This is a genomic window from Janthinobacterium sp. GW822-FHT07A03, from assembly GCF_058798815.1.
This window is the reverse complement of the sequence record NZ_JBXAKW010000009.1, coordinates 162,072-181,863: the sequence shown is the minus strand read 5'-3', so window position 1 is coordinate 181,863 and position 19,792 is coordinate 162,072. Positions and strand designations below refer to the sequence as shown.

Here is a 19,792-nt window from a genome sequence, read left to right as displayed (position 1 = left end):
TGGCCCCGTCATCAGGATGACACAATCTGTTGCTAAAGTGACGCGCTTTCACCATATCGAGGGCGCGACATCATGGCAAGTCAAATGGACAGGCGGCAATTTCTGAAATTGGGCGGCTTTATTACCGTCTCCGTGGCTACTGTCGGCCTTGCCGCCTGCGGCAGCACCGATTACAGCGATCCTGGCGTGCCGCTGGCCTCGGGCAGCGACTGGAAATTCCCGCAGAGCGTGGCTTCGGGCGATCCGCGTCCGGATAGCGCCATGCTGTGGACGCGCGTCGTGCCCGCCAGTTTCGACGCCGTCGCGCCCGCCGTGGCCGGCAAGTCCGACGTGGCCGTGCGCCTGATCGTCAGCGCGGCGGACAATACGGCCGCCCTGGGCGGCAATAAGGCCCTGGCCGGCACGCCCATCGTCGACGCCAAGCTGCCCCTGAAAGCCGATTTCGACAATACGCTGCGCCACAAGGTGACGGGATTGCAGCCGGGCCAGGTATATTTTTACCAGTTCATCGCCGGCGACGTGCGCTCGAACGTGGGACGTTTCAAGACGGCGCCCGCCGCGACCAGCGACGTGTCGCAGCTGCAGTTCGCCTACCTGACGTGCCAGGACTGGAGCATCAACCACTGGGGCGCGCTGTCGCACATCGCCGCCAACGAAGCGCTCGATTTCATCGTCCACCTGGGCGATTACATCTATGAAACGGTGGGCGAAGCCTTCCAGAGCGGCGCCGTGGAAAGCCGCCACGACCAGCTGAAACTGCCGGACGGCACGTTCAAAAGCGGCAATGCCGGTGCGAAATACGCGACCACGGTGGCCGACTACCGCTACCTGTACAAGAAATACCGCACCGATACGCGCCTGCAAGCCGTGCACGAGCGCTTCGCCTTCATCGCCATCTGGGATGACCATGAATTCACGGACGACGCCTGGCAGGATGCCTCCACCTACGAGGGTATCGCGGCCGCCGACGGCAGCGATCTGCACCAGCCGGCCCGCCGCCGCAGCGCCAACCAGGCATGGTTCGAATACATGCCGGCCGACGTCACGTTCGATGCCGCCGCGACAACGTTCCAGAATATCCAGATCTACCGCGATTTCCAGTTCGGCAAACTGATGCAGCTGGTGATGACGGACGAGCGCCTGTACCGCGCCGACCATGCGATCGCCGAATCGACCATCAACCCGGCCACGGGCAAGCCGCTGGGCAGCATCGGCAGCCGCTACCTGGTGCCGCAAGCGCTGTTCGACAGCGTTGAAGGGCAGAAAATGGCGGCCGCCACCAAGGCCGGCGCCGACCCGCTGGCCTTTGTTGCCATGCTGGGCAGCACGCAGCGCGACTGGTGGAAAGGCAAGATGAAGGCGGCCACCTCGACCTGGAAGCTGTGGGGCAATGAAGTGTCCCTGCTGCGCATGGGCTTGAATGGCACGGATGCGATTGCCACCTTGCTGGCCCTGAGCGCCATGGCCAACGTGGGCAAGGCCATCGCCAGCACCTTGCCGCTGGTGGGCGGCAGCGTGCCGCTGGCCTCAAGCATCGTCGCCGCCTCGACGGCCGGCGCATCGCAGTCCGTGGCGCAGGCAGCAGCCATGGCGATTGCCGGTGCGGCCGCCAACGCCGACGCGCAGGGCGCCGCTGCCGTGGGCGCCGGCTTGAGCGCGGCCCAGGCCGGCATCACGGTGGCCGCCTACAACAGCGGCTCACCGGCCGCCGCCGCACAAGTGATCGCCTTCGGCTGGATCAAGCCCGACGTACAGGCCAAGGGCGCCGCCTCAAGCTTCGTCGCCGCGTCGGGCCAGCAGGCGGCGCTGGCGCCGTTCTTCACGCGTTTCCTGCTCAATTGCGACCAGTGGGACGGCTACAACAGCGAGCGCAAGAATTTGATGGCGCACCTGAAAACGAATGCCATCGGCAACGTGGTGGCGCTGACCGGCGATATCCACTCGTTCTTTGCCGGCACGGTCAGCGACGACTTCGACGCGGCCGGCGGCGGCACGCCCGTCATGGTGGACCTAGTCTCGGCTGGCGTCAGCTCCGATTCCTTCTTCAGCTACCTGAAGTCGGCCGCCGGTGCCATGGGTGATATCGGTACCCTGGTCAGCTATCCGCTGGCCATTCCCGTCACGGGCCTGGGCACGGTCAACCTCGACGTCAACCTGCTCGACTACACCATGGGCAAGGCCGCGCCCACCGTTGACAGCCTGTTGGAGCAGTTGCGCGTGCAGTTGCGCGGCGCCTTGGCCGCCAAGGGCGTGCTGGAAGCCCAGCTGGACGCGACGGTAGCGGCCGTGCAGGCTGGCTTGAAAGCGAGCACTGACTTCAATGCGACCCTGCTGGGCCTGGCGCAGCAATTGTCCGGCCTGGGCAACAATCCGTGGATCAAGCATTTGAACACGGATGCGCAGGGCTACACGGTGGTGACCTTGACGCCGGGCAAGCTGGTGGCGCAGTTCAAGCAGGTGAATAAACTGATCGGCACGGCGGCGCCGTCGAACGTGATTGCGCGGGTGACGACGGCCACGGTGGTGGCCGGTACGGCGGGAGTGAGTATTTCCTAACCTGTTGCTGGAATAGAGGCTGGCGGTCGGCCTGGAAGGGGCGGCCCAGCAAACTTGCGCTTATCCATTACAATCTGGGCATGAGCTCCAGTTCCCCGCAAGCAACCCCTCCATCTATTCCCCGTTCCGTCTACCTCGGTGGCCTGGCCATCGCCGTGGGCGGGGCGGTGTTGTTTTCCACCAAGGCCATCGTTGCCAAGCTGCTGTACCGCTACCAGATCGACGCCGTCACCCTGATCGCCTTCAGGATGATCTTTTCGCTGCCCGTGTTCGCCGTCATCGCCTGGTGGAAGATGCGCACGGAGCCGCCCTTATCAAACAGCGACCGCTGGCGCCTGGTCGGGCTGGGCCTCGTCGGCTACTACCTGTCCAGCTATCTGGACTTCCTGGGCCTGCAATACATTTCCGTGGGGCTCGAACGGCTGATTTTGTTCCTTACGCCGACTTTCGTGCTGCTGATTACCACCGTGTACTTCAAGCAGACCATCAGCCGCCTGCAGTGGCTGGCCTTGCTCACCTCGTATTGCGGCATCGTGCTGGTGTTCGTGCACGACTTGCAGGGCGGCGCCAGCAATGTGGCGCTCGGTTCCACCCTCGTGCTGGGCTCGGCCTGTTCGTATGCCGTGTACCTGCTGGGCTCGGGTGAACTGGTGAAGCGCATCGGCTCGATGCGGCTCGTTTCCTACGCGATGTGCGTGGCCAGCTTTGCCTGCATCGCCCAGTTTTTTATTTTGCGCCCCGTCGAATTGCTGATTCAGCCCATGCCCGTGTATGGCCTGTCCTTGCTCAATGGCATCTTTTGCACGGTGATGCCCGTCTTCATGACGATGATCGCCGTCGAACGCATCGGCGCGCCCGTCGCTTCGCAGGCGGGCATGATCGGCCCAGTCTCGACCCTGTTCCTGGGTGCCATGATCCTCGACGAACCGATCACCAACTGGCAACTGGCTGGCACCAGCCTGGTATTGGCCGGTATTTACTTGCTGTCGAAAAAGAAATAATTCCTCCAACCACTGAAATGGTCCTCACCATGAAAACACGCATCGCCCTGATTGCCCACGACAAGAAAAAAGATGACATGATTACCCTGGCGGGCGAATACCTGGACTTTTTGCAGGGTTGCGAACTGTCGGCCACGGGCACGACGGGCGGCCGCCTGATCAACGAGCTGGGCCTGGCGGTCGAGCGCAAGCATTCCGGCCCGTTCGGCGGCGATTTGCAGATCGGCTCGCTGCTGGTGGAAGGCTTGATCGATTGCGTGATCTTCCTGCGCGACCCGATGACGCCGCAGCCGCACGAGCCGGACATCAATGCCCTGGTGCGCGCCTGCGACGTGCACAACGTGGCGTGCGCAACGAACCTGTCGTCGGCGCACCTGGTGCTGTCGCAGCTGCAGGCGCGGGCCAGCGCGGCCGCCTGACGTTTTTCCCGATTCTTCTTCTAGGAGCATATTGTGAGCGCAACGATTACCACCAAAGCCATCCGCGTACAGCGCGTGGGCGGCCCGGAAGTGATGGAATACGTGGATGTGGAACTGCCGCCGCCGGGGCCCGGCGAGGCGCGCGTGAAACACGAGGCGATCGGCCTCAATTTCATCGACGTGTATTTCCGCACGGGCCTGTATCCGCAGCCGCTGCCCAATGGCCTCGGCGTGGAAGGCGCGGGCATCGTCGAGGCGGTGGGCGAGGGCGTCACGGAAGTGAAGGTCGGCGACCGGGTGGCCTATGCGGCGCGCATCAATGGCGCCTATGCGCAGCAGCGCAACCTGCCGGCGGCCCTGCTGCTGGTGCTGCCCGAGCGCATCGGTTTTGATACGGCCGCCGCCATGATGCTGCAAGGCTTGACGGTGCAATACCTGTTCCACCGCACGGTGGCGCTGAAGGCGGGCGATACCATCCTGTTCCACGCGGCCGCGGGCGGCGTGGGCCTGATCGCCTGCCAGTGGGCCAAGGTGCTGGGCGTGAACCTGATCGGCACGGCCGGTTCCGATGAAAAGGCGGCGCTGGCCAAGGCACATGGCGCGGCCCACGTCATCAACTACAACACGGAAAACTTCGTCGAGCGCGTGCGCGAGATCACGGGCGGCAAGGGCGTCTCCGTGGTCTACGATTCCATCGGCAAGGACACGTTTACGGGCTCGCTCGACTGCCTGGCGCCGCTGGGCATGATGGTCAGCTTCGGCAACGCTTCCGGTCCCGTGCCGGCCTTTACGCTGAGCGAACTGGCCTCGCGCGGCTCGCTCTTCATCACGCGCCCGGCCCTGTTCAGCTATGCCTCGAACCGCGCCAACCTGGAAGAAATGGCCACTTCGCTGTTCGGCGTCGTCAGCAGCGGCGAAGTCAAAATCGAGATCAACCAGCGCTACAGCCTGGCCAATATCGCCCAGGCGCACACCGACCTGGAAGGGCGCAAGACGACCGGTTCGACCATCATCGTGCCATGAGCGGCGGCAGCGAAAGAGACGGCGTGCCGAAATTCGGCCGCCTGCTGATCGTGCTGTTGTTGGCCGTGGCCCTGATCGGTGCGCTCACCTTTGCCGCCGAGGCGTATTACTCATAGGCATAAAACAGACATGAAAAAACCGGCTGGCGCATCGCTGCACCAGCCGGTTTTTTTGTCTTGCCACGAAATTATTCTATTTTCACTTCGACTTTGCGTGGCACGCCGCTCTGGCCGGGGAAGTCGGCAAAGGCGCTCGCCACCATGGCCGGCATCACTTGCGAGGTGGCGCGCTTGTTGCTGGTCGATTGCACGGTCACGTCGTACAGTTTCTTGCCGTTGCGGTCATTGATCGTGATGCGCAATTCGCGCTCGTATTTATGACGTACGCTTTCCTCGACATCCATCGGGCCATACCAGTAGGGGTTGTAGCCGAAGCGGCCATAGCCTGGCCATGCGCCGTAGCGGTAGCCGTAGCGGCCAGGCCAGTAGCCGGGACCATACCAGAACGGGTCGGTGGCTTGCAGCACGCGTTCAGGATAGTCGACGGTGGAAAAATTCATTGCCACGCGCAAATTGGCTGCCGCGGGGCCGGAAGCTTCGCCGAAGCCGTGCTTGGCCAGTTCCGCGCGCACCAGCTTCTGGTAGCTGCGGTATTCCAGCGTGTCATTTTCGGCATCTGGCGTTTCAAACGCATACGATTTGTCCTGCAATTGCGCAGGCCACTCATGGAAGACGGTCACATCGCTGCGTATGGTGGTGGCGCATCCGGTCAGCAACACGGTCAATGCGGCCATCATGATGGTGAGATATCGTTTCATTGCATGACCTCCTGATTAGTAGACGCAATTCATCGCTTAGTATTATAAGAATAGTTCTATTTGTTTCTATTCATTATTACAGAATGTTACCTGGTATGTCGGCGTGTAAGGGAATCCAACATTCCTGAGCTGAATCGCGACTATCGGGGGCTGGTGTTGGTAAAATAGGCTTTTGCCTCCGCTCCCACCCAAATCCCTATGCGCACAGACAGCCCTCAGACGATTTACCGCAAAGATTACACGCCGCCCAGCTTCCTGGTCGACAGCGTCGAACTTGGTTTCGATCTTGATCCCGCCCGCACAGTGGTGGCGAGCCGGATCCGCATGCGCCACAACCCTGCCAGCACCAGCCGCAGCATCGAATTGCATGGTGAACACATCGAGCTGGTGATGGTGCGCCTGAACGGCAAGCAGCTGAAACCGTCGCAATACAAGCTGACGGCCGGCATGCTGACCATCCCCAAGGCGCCGGACGATGTTACGCTCGATATCGAGACCGTGCTGGCGCCGCAGGACAATACCTCGCTATCCGGCCTGTACGTGTCGAACCATAATTTCTTCACGCAGTGCGAAGCGGAAGGCTTCCGCCGCATCACCTTCTTCCCGGACCGCCCGGACGTGATGGCCAAGTACACGGTCATGCTGCGCGCCGACAAGGAACGCTATCCGGTGCTGCTATCGAATGGCAACCTGATCGAAGAGGGCGACCTCGGCGACTGCCGCCATTACGCCAAGTGGGAAGACCCGTTCAAGAAACCGTCCTACCTGTTCGCGCTGGTCGCTGCGCGCCTGGTGTGCCAGGAAGAGCGCTACACCTTGAAATCGGGCCGCGAAGTGCTGCTGCAGGTGTGGGTGGAAGAGGGCAACCTCGATAAGACCGATTACGCCATGCAGTCGCTGAAAAACTCGATCCGCTGGGACGAGGAGCGCTTCGGCCTGGAGCTGGACCTGGATCGCTTCATGATCGTCGCCGTGGGCGACTTCAACATGGGCGCCATGGAAAACAAGGGTTTAAATATCTTCAACACCAAGTACGTGCTGGCCAATCCGCGCGTGGCGACCGACGTCGATTACGCGGGCATCGAAGCGGTGGTGGGCCACGAATACTTCCATAACTGGACCGGCAACCGCGTGACGTGCCGCGACTGGTTCCAGCTGTCGCTGAAGGAAGGCTTGACGGTATTCCGCGACCAGGAATTCTCGGCCGACATGATCGGCACGGACACGGGCCGCGCCGTCACGCGCATCGACCAGGTGCGTACCCTGCGCCAGGCGCAGTTCCCCGAGGACGCGGGCCCGATGGCCCATCCCGTGCGTCCCGACTCTTTCGTCGAGATCAATAACTTTTATACGGTCACCATCTACGAGAAGGGCGCCGAAGTGGTGCGCATGTACCAGACCCTCGTGGGCCGCGACGGTTTCCGCAAGGGCATGGACCTGTATTTCGAACGCCACGATGGCCAGGCCGTGCAGTGCGACGACTTCCGCGCCGCCATGGCGGACGCGAATGGCCGCGACTTCAGCCAGTTCGAACGCTGGTACAGCCAGGCCGGCACGCCCGTCGTCACCGCTTCCACGCGCTACGACGCCGCCAGCCGGACGTTCCAGCTGACCCTGGCGCAAAGCTGCCCCGCCACGCCGGGCCAGCCGAAAAAACTGCCTTTCCACATTCCCGTCACCGTGGGCTTGCTGGCTGCCGATGGCAGCGACCTGCCGCTGCACGTGGATGGCGTGGCGTCGAACGGCGCGGCCAGCGTCGTGCTGGAATTGACGCAGGCGTCGCAGACCTTCCGTTTCACGCAGGTGACGGAAGAACCCGTGCCATCGCTGCTGCGCGATTTTTCCGCGCCCGTGGTGCTCGAATACGGCTATACCGACGCGGAGCTGCTGCACCTGTTCCGCCATGACAGCGATCCCGTGAACCGCTGGGAAGCGGGCCAGCGCCTGGCCATGGAGCGCCTGCTGAAACTGACCGCCGCCGTCGCCGCCGGCGAGACGCTGGCGCTGGACGACACCTTCATCGCCGCGCAGCGCGCCCTGCTGGCCGACGACACCCTCGATCCTGCCTTCCGCGAGCTGGCCCTGATCCTGCCGTCGGAAACCATCATCGCCGAGCGCATGGCGCAAGTCGACCCGCAGGCGATCCATACGGCGCGCCAGTTCATGCGCCGCACCATCGCGGCAGCCCTGAAACCTGAATTGCTGGCGCAATACCACGCCAACCAGACGCCGGGCGACTACAGCCCCGACGCCCTGTCGGCCGGCAAGCGCGCGCTGAAAAACCTGGCCCTGTCGTATCTGCTGATCGCGCCCGAAGCGGCGGAGCTGGACCTGGCGCGGCTGCAGTTCGACAATGCCGGCAACATGACGGACCGCGCCGCGGCGCTGGCGGCGCTGATTCATTCCGGCTCGCAGCCGCATGCGCAGGCGGCCTTGACCAGTTTCTATACCGACTTCGAGAACGAAGCGCTGGTGGTCGACAAGTGGTTCGCCATGCAGGCGGCCGCGCCGACGACCGACGTGCAAGCCGTGCACCAGTTGATGACGCATCCGGCCTTCACCTTGAAAAATCCGAACCGCGCGCGCAGCCTGATTTTCAATTTCACCAACGGCAATCCATCGCAATTCCATGCGTCTGACGGCAGCGGCTACGCCTTCTGGGCCGAGCAGGTCATCGCGCTCGACGCCCTGAATCCGCAGGTGGCCGCGCGCCTGGCGCGCTCCATGGACCGCTGGCGCCGTTACGTCCCAGCGCTGCAAAGCCACATGCGCACGGCGCTGGAGCAAGTCGCCGGCCAGGCCAGTTTGTCGAACGACGTGATGGAAGTGGTCAGCAAGGCATTGGCCAATTGACTGCATGTCGGATTACGCCCTGCGGGCTGATCCGACCTACACGGCGTCATGATTTCGTAGGTCGGCTTAGCGCCAACGGCGCGTAAGCCGACAATCACCGCACGAGACGTATTTAAAACACTAACGAAGGGGTTTCATGAAACGCATCAGTCTTACGCAATACCTGGTTGAAGAGCAGCGCTCGAACAACAGCATTCCGGCCGAACTGCGCCTGCTGATCGAAGTCGTCGCGCGCGCTTGCAAAACCATCAGCCATGCTGTCGGCAAGGGCGCCCTCGGTGAAGTGCTGGGCACGGCCGACACGGAAAACGTGCAGGGCGAAGTACAGAAAAAACTCGACATCATCTCCAACGAGATTTTGCTGGAAGCGAACGAATGGGGCGGCCACCTGGCGGCCATGGCGTCGGAAGAGATGGAATCGATTCACCCGATCCCGAACCGCTATCCGAAGGGCGAATACATGCTGCTGTTCGACCCGTTGGATGGCTCATCGAACATCGACGTCAACGTCTCGATCGGCACCATTTTCTCCGTGCTGAAAGCGCCGGATGGCATGGGCCAGCCGACGGAGCAGGATTTCATGCAAGCCGGTAGCAAGCAAGTGGCGGCCGGCTACGCCGTGTACGGTCCGCAAACCATGCTGGTGCTGACCTTCGGCAATGGCGTGAACTGTTTCACCCTGGACCGCGAAATGGGTTCGTGGGTACTCACGCAAAGCAATATGCAGATTCCGCCGACGACCAAGGAATTCGCCATCAACATGTCGAACGCGCGCCACTGGCATCCGCCCGTGAAGCGCTATGTCGACGAACTGCTGGCCGGCGACACGGGTCCGCGCGGCACCAATTTCAACATGCGCTGGATCGCCTCGATGGTGGCCGACGTGCACCGCATCCTGAACCGCGGCGGCATCTTCATGTACCCGGCCGACCTGCGCGACACCTCGATGCCGGGCAAGTTGCGCCTGATGTACGAAGCGAACCCGATGGCCTTCATCGTCGAGCAAGCCGGCGGCGCCGCCACCGACGGCCAGCAGCGCATCATGGACATCGCCCCGCACAAGCTGCACCAGCGCGTGCCCGTCTTCCTCGGCTCGAAAGACGAAGTGGCCCGCGTGACGGCCTACCACGCGGAGTAAAAAGCCGCACTTTTCCACGATTTTCAGCGGCCCGCAGCCGGGCCGCTAAAAAAATGCAAAAAAGTTCGCGTTGACACTAGCAAATTTTGTGCATTGTTTGTAGAATGTGGGTCTTCGCCGTTGTAGCTCAGTTGGTAGAGCAGCACATTCGTAATGTGAAGGTCGCCAGTTCGATTCCGGCCAACGGCACCAAGTTTCATCAGAAAACCCGCTTACCTGCAAAGGTCAGCGGGTTTTTTGTTTGCCGGCAGCGCTTGCCGCGCTACTGGCCTGCGGCGGCGCCGATGCCGTGACGGCCATCGGCACTGCGTTCCGGTAGCCCCTCAGAACTCTTCCCAGTCAGACTCCGTGGCTTTGCGGTGCGCGGCGGGCCTGGCGGCGCCGATGCGCGTCACCTGCGGCCGCTGCGTGACGGTGGCAGGGCGTGGGGCAAGGATGGCACTGGCGCGCGGCGCGGTTGCCAACGGTTTTGTGGCGGCAGCGGGTGCCGCCAGGCGGAACACGCTGACGGCTTGCACCAGCTCCCCGGCCTGCTGTTTCAGGCTGATGGCCGCCGCCGCCATCTGTTCCACCAGGGCCGCGTTCTGCTGCGTCACTTCGTCCATTTGCGTCACCGCCTCGCCGATCTGGGCGACGCCTGCGCTCTGCTCGACGCTGGCCGAGCTGATTTCGGCCATGATGTCGGTGACGCGGGTGATGCTGTCGACGACCCGCGTCATGGTGCTGCCGGCCTGGTCGACCAGGGTCGTGCCCTGTTCGACGCGGGCTACGCTGTCGTTGATCAGCAACTTGATTTCCTTGGCCGCTTCGGCGCTGCGTCCGGCCAGGCTGCGTACCTCGGTGGCGACGACGGCGAAGCCGCGTCCCTGCTCGCCGGCGCGCGCCGCTTCCACTGCCGCATTGAGCGCCAGGATATTCGTCTGGAAGGCGATGCCGTCAATGACGTTGATGATGTCGGCGATGCGCTTGCTGGCGGCGTGGATGCCGCGCATGGTCTCGACCACCTGCGCGACCACGGCGCCACCGGCCAGCGCCACCTGCGATGCCTGCTGCGCCAGGGTGTTGGCCTGGCGCGCGTTGTCGGCATTCTGGTTGACAGTGGAACTGAGTTCTTCCATCGAGGCGGCAGTCTGCTCGAGCGCACTGGCCTGGCTTTCGGTACGGGCGCTCAGGTCCTGGTTGCCGGCGGCGATTTCTGCGCTGCCCAGCGCCACGCTTTCCGAGTTGTGGCGTACCGTCGCGACCACGGCCGTCAGGCTGTCGCGCATGCTGGCCAGTGCCCCCAGCAGCCTGGCCACTTCGGCCGGACCCTGGCGCCGGATGTCGGCCGACAGGTCGCCCGAGGCCATCACGTCGGACAGGCGTACCGCGTGGTCGAGCGAAACGGCGATCTGGCGATACACATACCAGAGGGCCGCCGCCAGCGTGGCGATCAGCAGCACGGCGACGGCGGTCAGCGCGCCGAACCAGAAGTGCTTGGCCTGTTCCGCTTCCTCGATGGCCTGGCCCGTGCGGCGGTCCAGCATGCCGAGGAACTCGTCGACCGGGCGCATGATGCGGGCCTTGGCGGCATGGTAGGCCGCGTCGTGCATCATGCTGCGCGCCTTGGCCAGGTCGGGTGCATCCTGGCGCGTGAAGGCGCCGCTCTGGTCCGCGTACAGACCTTTGACCATGTTCATGGCGACCGTTTCAGTGCGTACCAGCTCGTTGGAATTGACTTCCGCTTCCTTGAGCTTGGCGAACTCGGCCTCGCTGAAGCCGGCCGCCTTCATCAGGCTCGTCAGCGCGATGGCCTTGTCCGAGCCCTTGCCCGGATCGATGTCCGCGGCGCGGAAGTCCCAGTAGATTTTTTCGTACTGCGCGGGGCGCGCCTTCTTGCCGCTGCGGATATCGAGAATTTCCAGGTATTGCTGTTCCCATTTCGGCTCGCCCGACACGACATAGGTACGCGCCAGGCGGGTCAGGTCGTCCGAGCTTTGGCGCATTTCGTCCGCCAGCAGGTAGGAGGCATAGCGCGAGTCGTGGGCGGCGCTGACGGCCGCCGACGCCAGGCTGACGCGGTAGATGCCGAAACCCACCAGGGCAATGACGAGGCTGACGACGGTCAGGGCCGTGGCGAACATGAACTTGATGCTGGACGATTTCATGGTTTTTTTCCTTGTTGTTGTACCGGTGGCGTGCCATACATGCGCGACAGCTTGTCCAGCAGCATGCTGGTGTCTTCCAGCGCGGCGCGGCGTGCCGGCGTATTCTGTTCAAAGTGCATGTCGCGCAGGGTCTGCGCGGCGGTGACCAGCGTGTCGCGCAAGCGCAGCAGATGGCTGATCGTCGCTTCGAGGTCGGTGGGTGGGCCAGGCATGGCCTTCTGCGTATGGTCTGTCAATGCATTCTCCTGTGACGATGGCGCGCATGGCGCTGTGGTATGACCCAGTCTAAATAGAAATGGGCTTGCTAAAAATCAACTAGTTGAAGTCGGGAATCAATTGCTGGGCCGGCCACTGGGCGATGGGCATGGGTTTGCCGAACAGATAGCCCTGGAAGGCATGGCAGCCTTTCTCCGCGAGGAAGCGGTACTGCGGTTCGGTCTCGACGCCTTCGGCGATCACGTGCAGGCCGAGCGACTGGCTCATGACGATGATGGCGTGGACGATGGCGGCGTCGCTGGCGTTGGCGGTGACGTCGCGCACGAAGGATTGGTCGATTTTCAACTGGTCCAGGGGCAGGCGGCGCAAGTAGGACAGCGAGGAAAAGCCGGTGCCGAAGTCGTCCATCGACATCCTGACGCCGAGCGCGCGGATGTCGTGCATGCGTTCGATGACGTCGTCGACACTGTCGAGCAGCACGCTCTCGGTCAGTTCCAGCTTCAGCAGCGCCGGCCGCACCTGGTACTGCTGCAGCGCCTCGCGCACCTGCTCGACGAAGTCGCGGCGGCGGAACTGGCGTGCGCTGACGTTGATGGACAGGGTCAGTTGCGCGCTGTCCGGCGCGCCGGCCCAGGCTTGCAATTGGGCGCAGGCCGTATGCAGCACCCACAGGCCCAGCGGCACGATCAGGCCGCTTTCCTCGGCCAGCGGAATGAATTGGGCTGGCGACACCGACGGCCGGTCCGGCGGCAGCCAGCGCAGCAGCGCCTCGGCCCCGACCAGGCGGCCAGTCAGGTCCACCTGGGGCTGGTAATACAGCTGGAATTCATCGCGGTGCAGGCCCTTGCCCAGCGCCGCCTCGAGCATGGCGCGCGATTCGAGCGCCGCCAGCATCGCCGTGGTAAAAAAGCAGATGCCGTTGCGTCCTCCCTGCTTGGCATGCGCCAGTGCCGCTTCGCCCTGGCGCAGGATGTCGTCGATGGACAGGCGCTGGCCACGGTACAGCGTGATGCCGATGCCGGCCGTGGCATGGCAGAGCTGGGCGTCGGCGCAGAACTGGTAAGGGTGGCACAGTTCGCCGCGAATGCGCTGCGCCACGGCACCGGCCTGTGCGGCAGCGTCCGCTTCGCTGTACGCCAGATTGGCCAGCAGGACGATGAATTCGTCGGCGCCTACGCGTGCCACCGTGTCGGCCGGGGTGGTGCAGTCACGCAGGCGCTGCGCCACCTCGCACAGCAGGCGGTCGCCGGCGGCGCGTCCCTCAATGTCGTTGAGGCCCTTGAAACTGTCGAGGTTGATGACGAGCATGGCGCCGTAGTTCTGCTGATTGGCGGCCAGGGCCTGGCCAAGTCGTTCCATCATCATGCGCCGGTTCGGCAAATCGGTCAGGCCGTCATAGTAAGCCAGGTGGCGGATGCGTTCCTCGGCCTGTTTGCGCTCGCTGATATCGCGCACGACGGCCTGGACGACCGGTGCACCATCCAGTTCTATCGCGCTCAGCAGCACTTCGGCGTGGAAGTCGCGGCCCGTGTCGAGGCGGCGGTAGACCCAGTCGTAGCGCACGACGCGCTGTGCCAGTGCCACCGCGATCTGCGATTCGAACAGGGGCACCGAGCCGCCGCCGCATGGCTGCTGCGCGGGCGACAGATCGCCGGGACTGTTGGCCAGGAAGGCGGGCTTGCTGTCGCAACCGAAGACGTCCAGGGTGGCGCGGTTGCAGTCGAGCAGACCGCGCGCATCGACCAGCCAGACGGCGTCGCTGATCGAGTTGTACAGGGTGCGCAATTTCAGTTCGGAGTGCTGCAGCTCTTCCCGGTTGCCGCGCAGCTCGGCCATCGCCGCCAGTTCGGCCTTGCGCCGGCGGTAAGCCTTGCGCCCCTGGATGATGGTCGAGGCGGTGAAGGCGGCGGCCAGCAGCGACAGCACCGCCAGTTGCTGCCACCAGGGCTGCAGATAATCCTGCGTGGCCAGGCCGACGAAGATGTAGAAGGGCTGGCGTGGACTCTTGCGGTAGGCCATGCGCCGCGCGATGCCGTCCAGCGCGACCACGGTGCGGTAGCTGCCTGCCGCCGGCGCCGCGGCGATGTGGGCGCGCGTGGCCGCCGAAACCGTGCGGCTGCCGATGACCTGCTGATTCCACGCCTGTTCGGGAAAGCGCGCCACCAGCGCCATGTCGGCGCTGCGCAGGGAAATGATACCGTGGCGGCCGACGTCGAAGGCGGTGATCAGGCGCGCCAGGTAATCCAGCGGCAGTTCCGCGTAGACGACGCCGGCGAAACTGCCATCGCTGTGGCTCAGGCGCCGCGCCATCAGCACCACGCGCTGGCCGCTGGCGGCGCTGGTGCCCGGTGCGGCGATGATCAGCTGCGACTGCGGGTCGCGCGCGGCGCGCAGGACATCGCCGCGCAGGCGCAGCGGCGGCTGCCCGGCCGGTGCTTGCGGGCCGTACAGGATGGCGCCGCTGGCATCGGCCACGCCGACCGTTTCGACTTCATGGATCTGCGCGCGCTGCTGCAGCATGCTGGCGTGCAGCGTCGCGGCGTCGATGCCGCGCGCGGCGAGCTGCTGTTGCGCCTCGCTCTGGATGCCGAGCAGGACGAGGTCGATCTTGCCGAAGACGTCGGCGACGCTCGTTTCGAGCGCGTAGGCGAGGTTTTGCGTGGCGAGCATGGCCTGTTCTTCGTAGTGCCGTGCGCTGTGGAACAGGGTCAGGGCCGCCAGCGCATAAAACGCGATGTTGCTGAAGGAAACCTTCAGCACCTTGCGCATGTAAGGCGAGCTGATCCAACTGCGCCGTTTGTTTGCGTTCATCCGTGTCGTCTCCGTGGAACCCGGGCGGCGGCTCAGCGCGGTCGCGCTGACACGCCGGCGCGCGTCATGCCATCAGCCTTGCCATGGGCCGGACGGCACTGTCTTGCCTGGGCTCATCCTTGCGCCTGCCCTTGTTCAGGAGCTGGGACAGGTATTGCGGCGTGATCTCCAGATACGAGGACAGCGTCTTTTGCGAGATGCGCCTTTCGAGTCCGGGGTAATCGCGCAGGAACGAGGCGAGCCGGGTTTGCGCTGACGCGCCGTACTGGGCATGGCTGCGCCGCGATTGCTGCTTGAGCATGTATTCGATCACCTTGAGGTGATAGGCGTCGAGTACGCTGTGGCTGGCGCGCAGGGCGACGACCTTGTCCCAGTCGAGGCGGAAGGCTTCCACCGCCGTCTCGGCCGTCAGCGAGTGCAGCGCGGGCAGCCCGCTGGCGCCCTGCAGCAGGTCGTGGTAGGGCGTGGCGTTGTGTCCTTCGATGGAGAAGGCCGCCGTGATGTCGCCGCCGGACGGCGTGTTGACGCCGCAGCAGACGATGCCGGAGGTAATCCAGTACACATACCTGGCCGGCGAACCGGCGCGCTGCAGGTAGTCGCCCTTGTCCAGCGAAACGGCGACGGCGAGCGGCGCCAGCAGCATGCTGACGGCCGTGTAGCTGGCCGCGTCGATGTCGTAGCGGGCAAGCATGTCCGCCTCGAAGCGCTTGCGCTGCGCCAGGAAGGCTTGCTGAGAGTTGGTCATTGTGTCTCCATGAAAACGGGGAAACGGGCTCAAAAGAGCTCGATGGTGCCGGCTTCGACTTCCGCGAGGATGCCGGCATCGACCAGGCTGCCGTAGTGGAATATCCGGTTGCGTCCGGCCCGCTTGGCTTCGTACAGGGTCTGGTCGGCGCGGCTGACGATGGCGTTGGCCAGGACCGCGGAACTGGCCAGGCAAAAGCCGCCGCTGATCGTCACCGAGCCCACGCGCGGAAAGTTGAATTGCGCAATCGTCAGGCGTGCCCGCTCGAATGCCAGCGTGGCCTGCTCCAGGTCGCTGGCGGCGATGACGGCGATGAATTCCTCGCCGCCGTAGCGGTACAGCAGGTCGGTGCTGCGGAAAGCGCCGTCGAGCAGGCGCGCCACCAGCAGCAGCACTTCATCGCCGATCATGTGGCCGTAGCTGTCGTTGATGCGCTTGAAGTGGTCGATGTCAAGCAAGCCCAGCCAATAGGTTTCGGGCACCTCGGCGGTGCTGCCCGATTGCGCGGCCAGCTCGTCCCACAGGCGTTCCAGGTTCAGTTCCAGCGAATGGCGGTTGCGCAAGCCGGTCAGGCGGTCGCGCTGGCTGGTGTCGAGCAAGGCGTAATAGTTGGAAAACACTTCCAGCACGCCGTGGATGACGGCATCCTCGACCGGCGTAACGGCGTGACTGCGCTCGAAGATCAGATAGCCGCACAGTGCGTTGCCGCCATGCAAGGGGTAGCCGATCATCAGGTGCGATGCCATCGCCCGGCTGCAGGGACGGCCCAGCAGGCGCATGTCGGCCAGCAGCTGCGCCACGTGTGCCGGCACATGGGCGCCGCTGCGCACCTCTTCGACCTGCTCCGTGATGCGTTCGGTGCCGTCGGCGGTAGGGCCGCTGCTGCGCGAGTGGCGCAGCACGCGCACGACGTCGCGGTTTTCGTCGGTGCGGTAGAGCGATGTCCGCAGCACGCCCAGCATCGGCCCGAGCGTGCGCAGCAAGCTTTTCTCGACCAGTTGCATGTCGCGGATGGCCGTCATGGTGCCGAGCTTCTTGAGCAGGCCGGGCAGCGGCCGCGCGGCAGGGGGATGCTCCATCTTGGCAGCGTCCGGTGGCTGTGGCGCATCGGCGGCCGCCGGCCGCTGGATGGCACCGGCCCGGCGCGGTTGGATGATGGTCTTTTTTAACATGTTTCTTTCAAGAACTAAGTGCAATGCGGTGCGGCTGGCGCATGCCAGCAAGTGATTGAAATCATATTTGTCAGGCGGTAGGGGGGCACCATACTTAAGTATGGATTTGCGCTATCTGTTGCGCGATCCGCAACATCTATTGCATTGGCAACACACCGACGCGGCGCGCCTTGCAGACGGCCTGGCCGCGGTTGCTGACGCTGAGCTTGCGGAAGATTTGCCCCAGATGCCACTTCACGGTGTTGACGGACAGATCCAGCTGGTCGGCGATGGCACCGTTGGTGCGTCCCAGCGCCACCAGGGCCAGCAGGGTGGATTCGGTGGGGGTGAGTTGCGCCGCAGGCAGGGCTGCGGCAGGCGTGTCGGCGCCGCGCAGCAGCACGTCCAGGTGCGTGGCGGCCTGGGTGCTGAGCAGGCGGCGCGCCTTGCCGCGCATGATGCGCAGCAAGCCGAGCGCATCGCTGCCCTCGTCGAGGAACAGGCGCAGCATGCCCGACGCGGCCGCCTGTTCCAGCGCCAGGGCCATTTCGGCTTCCGCCTCCCTGGCCTTGCCCAGTTGGGCCAGGGCGATGGCCAGCAGCACGCGCAGCTTGGTGGCGCGCCAGCGGCGCCCGGTGGCCAGCGCATGCGTCAGCAGGCGGCCGATCAGGGCCTTGGCTTCGGGCAAGGGCCCCAGCCGTATCAGCAGGCGCGCCTGGGCGATACCGGCGCCATCGATTTCCTGGCTGGGCAGGATGCAGCGTTCATCGCCGGCCCAGACGGGCTGCAGCAGGATCGAGGCGTGCCAGGATACGGCGTCGTGGTTGCCGGCAAGTAGCGCCATGCGCGACTGTTCGGCTTCCAGCAGCGCGCGTGCGGCGGCCGGTAGCCGTGCGCGCCTCTGGCGGCAGGCGGCTTCCAGCCATTGCCGCGCGGCCGCCTGGCCCTGTTGCAGCGCCAGCATACGCGCCTGCATCACCAGTACGGCGGCGTGCGCGTCCCAGGGCAGTCCGGCGGCGGGCAAGCTGCGCGCCAGCGCGAGGCGCGCCGTCACCAGGTCGAGGCGGTTGCGCTCGTAGGCGATCAGCAGGGCCAGCCCGATGCTGTAGCCATGGAAGAGGAAGGGAGGAATCTGCTCGGCTTGCTGTTGCGCCAGTGCATCGGCCGCCGCCAGTTGTTGCAGCGCCGCGTCAAAATTGCCGCCGATGGCATCCAGATATGCTTGCAGGAAGCCGACCAGGGCCATGCCGATGGGCGAGCCGGAAGCGGCGCAATCGCGCCGCGCCGTCACCAGCAGTGCCGCCGCCTCGGCCAGCTCGCCGCGCCACAGGCAGGTATAGGCGGCCAGGTGGCGCGGATCGGCCGGGGCGGGCGGCGCCATCGTCGCGTGCGATTTGTGTCCTGCGGCAAGTGCGATGCAGCGGTCGGTATCGCCGGCCAGAAAGGCCAGCAGCGGAGCGATGCCGTCGAGGCTGGCGGCGTAGCGCGGGTCGGCGCCAACGACAGTGCTGCGGCGCCGGTGGAAATGCAGCCAGTTTGCCAGTTCGTTGCCGCGCGCCGTGCACAGCAGCCCGACCAGCAAGGCGCCCGACAGCGCCGGGCGTTGCTGCAGCATGGCGGTGGGTAACTGTTCGCAAGAGTGCACGATGCGCTCGAACTGGCCGCCCGCGCACAGCGCGGCGATGACAGACTCGAGTGCGTCGGCCGCTTGCGCGTGGGCGCCGGCCATGAGGAAACAATCGATGGCCTGCTCGACGTGGCCGTGGTGCGCCAGCCAGCTTCCTGCCCTGGCGTACACGGCACTGGGCGCGGGCTGGCGCAGGGCCAGGTGGCCGGCCAGCAGCGGATGGCAGCGCAGCCAGCCGTCCGGCAGTTGCCGCAGGGGCAGGCCGGCCGCTTGCAGCCATGCCATCTGCTGCCCGCTGTCGCCGCGTCCCAGCGCCGCCTCGAGCAGGCCGGCGCAAAAGGTGGCCAGCGGCGCTGCCGTGGTCAGCAGGCGGCGCATTGGCTCGTCCAGTGCGCCCAGCACTTCGCGCTGCAGGTAGGCGTTAAATTCGGGCAAGGCGGAAAGAATGAACTTGTCCGCCCCCTCGTGGCGGCGCAGCTTTTTCCATGCCGGCGCGATCAGCGCAATGGCCGCCGGCCAGCCTTCGCTGACGCGTTGCAAAAGGGCAACATCATCGGGCGGAATATCGATCTTTTGCTGCTGCAGGTAGCTTGCCGTTTCCGCTGGCGAGAACTGCAGGTCCTCCATATCGAGCTCGACCAGCGTCCCTGCCACCTTCAGCGCGGCGATGCCGCCGTGGTGCAGCGCGCGGGCCGCCAGGTAGATGCGCATCGAGGGCGGCAGGACGCACGCAATCAGGGCGAACAGGCCGCGGATGGCCGCGCCGTCGAGATGCTCGACGGCATCAAGGTACAGATGGGTGACGCTTGAACTGGCCAACTGGGCGTCGTTGCCGGGTGCGGGGGCCGGGGCGACACGCAGCGCGGCGTGCAGGCTGCGGCGCAGCGTGGCCGGATCGTTGTCGGCGTGGTCCAGGTTCAGCCAGGCGACGTGGGCGCCCGCGCGTGCGCGCCGGGCATGGGCGGCACGCAGCAGCGCCGTCTTGCCGTAGCCGGCGGGCGCGCGCAGCAGCACGAGGCGGAAGGCGCCGTCCGCGGACAGTTCGCGCAACGGTACTTCGCGTTCCATCTGGGGGACGTTGCCGAATGGCGGCGTCAGCTTCAGTAAATGGGGATACGGCAAGGTGTGCGCTCCAGGGAAGCAAGGTGGCGGCAGACAGATGAAAAAGCGACGAATATAGTCAAATGCGGCGTCCCTTGCGCCCTACTAAAGTACGGTTTTTGGCGCGCCTGGCGCCGCGCCGGCCACGCTGCTATCATGGATGCGATGGCGTGGGCAGCGGCGCAAG

Annotated in this window: 13 protein-coding genes and 1 tRNA gene; 7 read left to right on the top strand and 7 right to left on the bottom strand. The window is 64.8% G+C overall.

Features of this window, described 5'->3' with window-relative positions:
• Positions 1–84: 84 nt before the first annotated feature.
• From AC1RJW_RS24120 to AC1RJW_RS24105, 4 genes are all read left to right on the top strand, one after another.
• A complete protein-coding gene (locus tag AC1RJW_RS24120; protein WP_493047196.1) occupies positions 85–2,556 on the top strand; it encodes an alkaline phosphatase D family protein in 2,472 nt (823 codons plus the stop codon).
• A gap of 80 nt (positions 2,557–2,636) precedes the next feature.
• Complete coding sequence (locus AC1RJW_RS24115) at positions 2,637–3,557, top strand: DMT family transporter (protein ID WP_493047195.1); 921 nt, start codon at positions 2,637–2,639, stop codon at positions 3,555–3,557.
• Between the two features lie 29 nt (positions 3,558–3,586).
• The gene (locus tag AC1RJW_RS24110; protein ID WP_070287924.1) at positions 3,587–3,976 is read left to right on the top strand and encodes a methylglyoxal synthase; all 390 of its coding nucleotides are present in this window, start codon (positions 3,587–3,589) and stop codon (positions 3,974–3,976) included.
• Between the two features lie 93 nt (positions 3,977–4,069).
• Positions 4,070–4,999, top strand: coding sequence for a quinone oxidoreductase family protein (locus AC1RJW_RS24105; RefSeq protein WP_240453672.1), 930 nt, complete (start codon positions 4,070–4,072; stop codon positions 4,997–4,999).
• 187 nt (positions 5,000–5,186) lie between these two features.
• Here the strand turns inward: AC1RJW_RS24105 and AC1RJW_RS24100 are convergent, their stop codons facing one another.
• Complete coding sequence (locus tag AC1RJW_RS24100; RefSeq protein WP_493047194.1) at positions 5,187–5,816, bottom strand: DUF4136 domain-containing protein; 630 nt, start codon at positions 5,814–5,816, stop codon at positions 5,187–5,189.
• A gap of 198 nt (positions 5,817–6,014) precedes the next feature.
• Here AC1RJW_RS24100 and pepN point away from each other — a divergent pair, with 198 nt between their 5' ends.
• The 3 genes from pepN to AC1RJW_RS24085 all read left to right on the top strand — a co-directional run bounded on the left by pepN (position 6,015) and on the right by AC1RJW_RS24085 (position 9,999).
• Positions 6,015–8,669 carry an aminopeptidase N gene (gene pepN, locus AC1RJW_RS24095; RefSeq protein ID WP_493047193.1) on the top strand — a complete coding sequence of 885 codons (2,655 nt, stop codon included), beginning with the start codon at positions 6,015–6,017 and terminating at the stop codon, positions 8,667–8,669.
• 136 nt (positions 8,670–8,805) lie between these two features.
• The gene (locus AC1RJW_RS24090) at positions 8,806–9,807 is read left to right on the top strand and encodes a class 1 fructose-bisphosphatase (protein WP_034747152.1); all 1,002 of its coding nucleotides are present in this window, start codon (positions 8,806–8,808) and stop codon (positions 9,805–9,807) included.
• Between the two features lie 116 nt (positions 9,808–9,923).
• A tRNA-Thr gene (locus AC1RJW_RS24085) sits at positions 9,924–9,999 on the top strand.
• 131 nt (positions 10,000–10,130) lie between these two features.
• On the opposite strand, the gene AC1RJW_RS24080 is transcribed toward AC1RJW_RS24085, so the two are convergent.
• From AC1RJW_RS24080 to AC1RJW_RS24055, 6 genes are all read right to left on the bottom strand, one after another.
• A complete protein-coding gene (locus tag AC1RJW_RS24080) occupies positions 10,131–11,954 on the bottom strand; it encodes a methyl-accepting chemotaxis protein (protein ID WP_493047192.1) in 1,824 nt (607 codons plus the stop codon).
• Positions 11,951–12,190, bottom strand: a complete 240-nt coding sequence (locus tag AC1RJW_RS24075; protein ID WP_493047191.1) for a hypothetical protein — start codon at positions 12,188–12,190, stop codon at positions 11,951–11,953. Before AC1RJW_RS24075 ends, AC1RJW_RS24080 begins: the two co-directional genes overlap by 4 nt.
• Before the next feature lie 79 nt (positions 12,191–12,269).
• Complete coding sequence (locus AC1RJW_RS24070) at positions 12,270–14,981, bottom strand: bifunctional diguanylate cyclase/phosphodiesterase (protein WP_493047190.1); 2,712 nt, start codon at positions 14,979–14,981, stop codon at positions 12,270–12,272.
• 64 nt (positions 14,982–15,045) lie between these two features.
• The gene (locus AC1RJW_RS24065; protein ID WP_493047189.1) at positions 15,046–15,726 is read right to left on the bottom strand and encodes a Crp/Fnr family transcriptional regulator; all 681 of its coding nucleotides are present in this window, start codon (positions 15,724–15,726) and stop codon (positions 15,046–15,048) included.
• A gap of 29 nt (positions 15,727–15,755) precedes the next feature.
• Entirely contained in the window at positions 15,756–16,898 is a 1,143-nt protein-coding gene (locus tag AC1RJW_RS24060) for a GGDEF domain-containing protein (RefSeq protein ID WP_493047188.1), read from the bottom strand.
• Between the two features lie 136 nt (positions 16,899–17,034).
• Complete coding sequence (locus tag AC1RJW_RS24055; protein ID WP_493047187.1) at positions 17,035–19,626, bottom strand: winged helix-turn-helix domain-containing protein; 2,592 nt, start codon at positions 19,624–19,626, stop codon at positions 17,035–17,037.
• Positions 19,627–19,792 lie beyond the last annotated feature (166 nt).